3 protein-coding genes are annotated in these 6,634 nt (G+C 47.8%); 1 reads left to right on the top strand and 2 read right to left on the bottom strand.

Going from position 1 to position 6,634, the window contains the following annotated elements; genetic code table 11:
• Window positions 1-247 precede the first annotated feature (247 nt).
• Both QUB51_RS08255 and mfd read right to left on the bottom strand, forming a co-directional pair.
• Complete coding sequence (locus tag QUB51_RS08255) at window positions 248-913, bottom strand: S-layer homology domain-containing protein (protein ID WP_333208899.1); 666 nt, start codon at window positions 911-913, stop codon at window positions 248-250.
• A 120-nt stretch (window positions 914-1,033) separates the two neighbouring features.
• Window positions 1,034-4,591 carry a transcription-repair coupling factor gene (gene mfd, locus QUB51_RS08260; protein ID WP_333260612.1) on the bottom strand — a complete coding sequence of 1,186 codons (3,558 nt, stop codon included), beginning with the start codon at window positions 4,589-4,591 and terminating at the stop codon, window positions 1,034-1,036.
• 518 nt (window positions 4,592-5,109) lie between these two features.
• Here mfd and QUB51_RS08265 point away from each other — a divergent pair.
• Window positions 5,110-6,444: a hemolysin family protein gene (locus QUB51_RS08265; protein ID WP_333053595.1), complete on the top strand. Its 1,335-nt coding sequence runs from the start codon at window positions 5,110-5,112 to the stop codon at window positions 6,442-6,444.
• Window positions 6,445-6,634 lie beyond the last annotated feature (190 nt).

Genomic DNA, 6,634 nt, shown 5'->3' on the forward strand with positions numbered 1-6,634 from the left:
GGGATAATTTGAGCCTCGTTTAAGAGGGAAAACTTAAATCCTGGGGGTTTGATGGCTGCTTTTACAGTCACCAAATCTCCGGGATTTTGCATGGTGTTTGAATGGCGGGCGATCGACTTTTTAACTCATATCGTTTCCGGTTGTATCGGGATTATTTAACCGCAGAGGGCGCAGAGAACGCAGAGGGAGAGAATACAGAGAGGAATAATTCGGATGCTACCGGATTTGATATCACAACTTAACACTATCACCTTCCCACGCCGCGATCGGGAGGCTCCTCGTCCGGGACAGGCAAAGAAGTGGGCCTTACTTGCCGTTCTAAATACTTGCTCAAAGCGTAAGCGATATCCCCACGAGTCATCGGTTTCAAAGGATTAATCTTATTAGTTGCGACATCAACATTAACGAACCCTTCATAAAGTGCAGTAGCTATAGACTTTCTAGCCCAATTAGGAATTTCGCCTGCATCGGGATACTTAGCTAAAATCTCGGAAATGCTGGGTTCGGGAAACTGAAAAACCCCGTAAGCCTGAGCAAAAATCGCCAAAGCTTCAGCGCGAGTCACCCTTTGATTTGGGAAAAACATTCCGTCGCGATATCCACTCATCGTTCCCGTTTTCAAAGCAGTTTGAATCGCACTGTAAGCCCAGTAACTCTTCGGTACGTCCGGCACTTCCCTATCCGGTTTCTGAGCTGTTTTCCGGCGTTCCAAACCAAAAGTTTTCACTAAAATCACCGCCAAATCGGCGCGACTGACAAGGCCATCAGCATTAAAATTGCCACTGGCATCTTTATTCATCAATCCAGCACTCACAACCCGATCGATCGGGTCAATTATTTGTTGAGATTGAACCGCCATTGGGACTCCTTGCATTAGCGCGATCGCCAAAAAAATACTCACTAACTTTTTCACGATTTTAATCCTTTCTGTCGCTAAAACCATCATGAAAACAGCAGTAAGATTTTTTATGGTTCCATCGGTATTATTCTGTGGTTTCGGCGGTGCGCTAGATTTGGGGATTATATATTAAAATCAAACATTTGCTTCCGGCAAAGCGCCCTGCATTTTACCCAACCAATCAATCAAATTATCCAATTGCTTTTGGGCCGTCAAAACCGCCATACCTCGAATAGTAACCTTCCCCTTGCTGTAGACAAAACGAGAGCGCAAATGTTCCGGCAAATTAGCCTTGAGCAAATTCCAAGCAGGCTCTTCCATCGCAGTTTCCAAAACTATGTTCTGCTTATTCTCCGGTTTGATCCGAGAAAAACCGATTTTTTTAGCAATTTGTTTGAGTTCGACAACACGGATAAGTTGCTGGGCTGGCAGAGGAATTGGCCCATAGCGATCGCACCAATCAGCCTGAATCTGCTGTAATTCTTCAGGGGTATTAGCAGAAGCCACAGACCGGTAAGCGCTCATCTTTTGATCCAAATCTGCGATGTAATCGGCAGGAATAAACGCCGTCAAAGTTAGGTCAATTTGCGCGTCCTCAACTTTCGGAATTTCCTGACCCTTAATTTCCCGAATAGCCTCCTCTAACATTTCAGCATACAAATCAAAACCGATCGCCTCCATTTGACCAGATTGTTCAGTACCCAAAACATCACCCGAACCGCGAATTTCCATATCTCGGACAGCCAACTGATAGCCCGAACCCAACTGGGCAAACTCTTGAATAGCCCGCAGCCTCTGCCTTGCAGCATCAGACAGTTGGTTCTGCTTCGGATAAAACAGCCAAGCGTGAGCTTGAATCCCCGCGCGTCCCACCCGTCCCCGCAACTGGTAAAGCTGACCCAAACCAAACTTCTGCGCGTCTTCAATTAAAATTGTATTGACTCGCGGAATATCCAAACCCGACTCAATAATCGTCGTGCACACCAAAATATCAAACTCCGCCGCACTGAAAGTCAGCATGATTGATTCTAGTTCCGACGCCTCCATTTGACCGTGGGCGATCGCAATTCTGGCAGACGGAACCATCTCCTGCAACTGAACTGCCAACTCATCAATCCCCTCAATCCGCGGCACCACGTAAAAAACCTGACCGCCCCTGTCCAATTCTTGACGAATTGCCGATCGCACCACTTCCGGGTTATAGGGAGCCAAATGCGTCTGAATCGGGCGTCTGGAAGGAGGCGGAGTCGAAATCAAACTCATCTCGCGAATCCCCGACAGCGACATATACAAAGTCCGGGGAATCGGCGTTGCTGTCAAAGTCAGAACATCTACCTCTGTTTTGAGAGATTTAATTGCTTCCTTTTGCTTAACTCCAAACCGCTGTTCTTCATCCACCACCAACAGGCCCAAATCCCGAAATTTAATGGCTTTGCTCAAAACAGCTTGAGTACCGACAATCACATCTAATTCCCCAGTCGCCAAACGCTTGTGAATCTCTCGGCGCTCGGTTTCAGTGCGAAAGCGATTGAGCAAACCAACTTCGATCGGATAAGGGGAAAAACGCTCCGAGAGCGTGTGATAGTGCTGTTGGGTCAAAATCGTCGTCGGCGCGAGCAAAGCCACCTGCTTGCCCGCCGTAACCGCCTTAAAAATCGCTCTCAGAGCCACTTCTGTCTTACCAAAACCGACATCGCCGCAGACCAAACGATCCATCGGTCGATCGCCCTCCATGTCGCGTTTCACATCCTGAGTTGCCTTCAACTGATCCGGGGTTGGCTGGTAAGGAAAAGAATCCTCTAATTCTTGTTGCCAAGGCATATCAGGAGGAAAAGCGTAACCTGTTTGTTTAGCTCTTTTAGCATAAAGATTCAGCAAATCCACTGCCAATTTCTTAACAGCTTTGCGAACCTTTGTTTTAGTTTTTTCCCAAGTTTGGCCTGTCAGCTTGTTTAAATCCGGTACTTTATCGCCTACAGTCCGAAACCGCGACAAAGCGCCCAATTGATCTGCCGCCACCCTCAGAGTACCGTCAGCGTATTGAATCAATAAATATTCGCGAGTTTCCCGATCAATCGTCAAACGTTCCAACTTGATAAATTTACCCACTCCGTGCTGGCGGTGAACCACATAATCACCAGGGCTTAATTTATTCGGGTCTACTTGCTTAGAAGCAGCACGACGGCGCTTGCGGACGTAGCTAAAAGTAGCGAGAGAATGCTGACCGTAAAATTCCCGATCGGTAATTAACACAATCCGAAAAGTCGGCAGAATAAAACCTTCTAATTCTGCCAGCCCGCTGTACTTCAAAGCCACCGGAATGTGCTGCAATTGCAACTTGTCGATCGCCAAATAATCGCGCGGATTCACCACAAACTGAGCCGGACAGTCGTGTTCCGACAGCAGAGAAACCGATCGACTCGGTTGAGCAGAAACCAGAAAAATGGTAAACCCCCGATCGCGCTCTTCCCTGAGCATTTGAGACAGCTTTGCAAATTGGTGAGGCATCACCGGCACAGGCCTAGAAGCCAAATTAATCGCAGACGGTAGCTGGTCGCCCTCCGCAGAGCTTTGAAGTTTTTTAGCCGTAGAATCTTCTGCCAATTCTGAAAGTTCTAGCCTCTCGAAAGCTGCGACATCTGCCATAGATTCAGCAAAAGTGCGGTGAATTTTTGGAACTTTCAAATTAGCAATTGGCAATTTTTCTGTTTCCTCACCAGTAACTGCCGATTCCCGATTGCAATTATTCCACTGTTCCTGTGCATTCTCATACCAGCGGTCGCTGTGACCTTCGCACCCTTGGGGTTCGTCAATAACAACTAAAGTATTTTCAGTCAAATAATCCAACAAAGATGCAGGTTGCTCGAACGCTAAACCCAACAGCCTGCGGACAAATTTTTCGCCTTCATTTTCTGGGTCTACAGAGCCTAGTTGGTTAATTTCGTCAATATTTTTTTCAGATAAAACTGCTTTAATAATTGTGTTAAAATTAGTAGGGGTTAAAACTAACCGATCGACCTTATCGAGCGATCGCTGGGAAGACGGGTCAAACTCCCGAATTTGCTCCAAATCATCCCCAAACCATTCCAGCCGCACTGGCAACTCCGCCGCTACCGGAAACACATCGACAATATCGCCCCGGCGACTCCACTGGCCCTCCATTTCTACCAGAGTCACTCGATCGTAGCCCATCGACACAAGTTGGCGGTCAAGTATCTTCGAGTCTTGAACCGCACCTCGCTTCAGCGTCAGACAGTAGGGTTCAAAAGCAGCAGGCGGGGGCAAGTGACACTGGAGAGCTCTTTCGGTGGCTACAATCGCGATCGGCTTAGAATTAGGGTTTGTTTCTTGTTTCTCGACCAAATCCGCCAGCACCTGCATTTGTCCCCACGTCATTTCGTTCTCGTCGGAGTAAGATAGCTCGTAGGGCGAAGCCTCGGAAGTTGGGTAAAAATGCACAGTCTGCCAGCCCATAGCCTCTAGCCCTGCCACCCAACGGCCGGCTTCTTCTAGAGTTGCTGTCACTACCAGTAAACTCCGCCCTTCTTGCTGTGCGAGGGCGGAAGCTACTAAACCTTTGGGCAAACGGGCTACGCCGGACAGTTGCACGTAGCGATGGCGCTTGAGCTTGTTGAGGAGTTCTGTTGCTAGGGGCGATCGCCCCAGGGTACGAATTATTGAAGAGAAAGTCATGCGCTTTTAATTTTAATCCCCGATCGGCGAAGGCTCTTTCCCTTTGCCTGTTAAGGAGATTGTACGACAAACATCCCTGATTGTGCCGCTCTGCTGTTGACCGAAAGCATCCAGGATACCCGCCACGTGATTCATCTCGCGCAAGTCAAGGCTTCAATCTAAAATCTAAAATCTAAAATCGCGCAATCGATTGACGCCTGGGAACTTAACTGGAGATAGATTTGTGCTTTAATATGTCGATCCGGCGATCGCGATCGAGCCAGTTCCGTTAATATAGGGCCAGGTTTAGAAAAAATTTCGATTTTGCGATCGAGATTCGCAGCTTCCAGACCTCTCCTGTGACTGCACCCAAAGACGGATACCCTGCCACGTACTCAAGTTGTGAAGATGGAAGAATTTTAGACATTAGGGAAATCCCCCAGATACTGGCGGCGTCGTCAATCTAAAATCTAAAATCTAAAATCTAAAATCGACTAACCGGGCAGAGCGCTTCGCCGTTACTACCGAAAATTTTAGAAATGTCCTCAAATATAGACCTTCTGATTGTTCTCCTGCTGGTTTTCCTCAATGGCTTGTTTGTGATGTCAGAGATGGCCATCATCTCTGTACGGAAGGTGAGACTGCAACAGATGGCCAACCAAGGTTCGATCAATGCCCGTGTAGCCTTGGATCTGGCGAATGCCCCCAATCAGTTCTTGCCGACAGTTCAAATCGGGATTACGATGCTAGCCATTCTGTCGGGCGCTTTTGGGGAAACGACGGTTGCTAAAAGGGTAGAGCCTTTGTTACGGTTGATTCCTGCCTTGGGACCCTATTCTCAGACGATCGCCTCAGTAGTAGCAGTTTTAACCATCACTTATCTGACCTTAATTATCGGGGAACTCGTGCCGAAGCGGCTGGCACTCAACAACCCAGAGCCGATCGCCTCAAGCGTAGCAATTCCCATGCGAATGCTCTCAAAAATCGGCGCTCCTGCGGTTTATCTGTTAAGTTATTCCACTGACTTAGTGATGCGGATCATGGGGATTGTGCCTTCTACAGAACCGCAAGTTACAGAGGAAGAAATTAAAGTTTTAATCGAGCAAGGAACAGAAGCCGGAACCTTTGAAGAAGCCGAACAAGATATGGTGGAAAGAGTGTTTCGTTTGGGCGATCGGCGAGTCAGCGCCTTAATGACCCCGCGTCCCGATCTTACCTGGCTCGATCTGGATGATTCAGTGGAAGAAAACCGCCAAAAAATGCTCGGCAGTGGTCATTCTCGGTTTCCTGTGTGTCAAGGAGGACTCGACAACGTTGTCGGTTTAGTACACGTTACTGATATGCTGTCTCGGACTTTAACTGGTCAACCCCTAGATTTAAGCGCTTCTTTACGACGACCGTTATTTGTACCGGAAAGCACGCGGGGTTTAAAAGTATTAGAACTTTTCAAACAATCGAGCAATCAAATTGCCTTGGTAGTAGACGAATACGGCGTGATTCAAGGATTGGTTACAGTCAACGACATTTTAGTCGAACTCGTTGGCGACTTTCCCTCGATTGAAGATGCTGACGAACCTCAAACCGTGCAGCGCGAAGACGGTTCTTGGCTGTTAGACGGAATGCTAGCAGTCGAAGATTTTTTTGAGCTATTTGGAATCGAAGAGTCAGCCGAACACAAAGGAAGTTACCACACAATGGGCGGTTTTGTGATTACAAATTTGGGGAAAATTCCCACAGCAGCCGAGCATTTTGAGTGGAACGGTTTGCGCGTGGAAGTAGTCGATATGGACGGCAACCGAGTTGATAAAATCTTGGTAATGCCGATCGACTCAACGGGCGATCGCTCCCCCAGCCAGCCAAAAACCCAAAACTAAAAACCATGTAATTTTAATCCATCGACATCATACCCGTAGGGGCGGGTTCACCAACCATCATCGCCGGAAACAAACAATCTCAAAAACCCGCCCCCACCCAACGATAAATCATCTCGACTCAACGGGCGATCGCTCCCCCAGCCAGCCAAAAACCCAAAACTAAAAACCATGTAATTTTAATCCATCGACA

It is taken from the genome of Microcoleus sp. AT8-A3, assembly GCF_036705675.1.
GTDB lineage: Bacteria > Cyanobacteriota > Cyanobacteriia > Cyanobacteriales > Microcoleaceae > Microcoleus.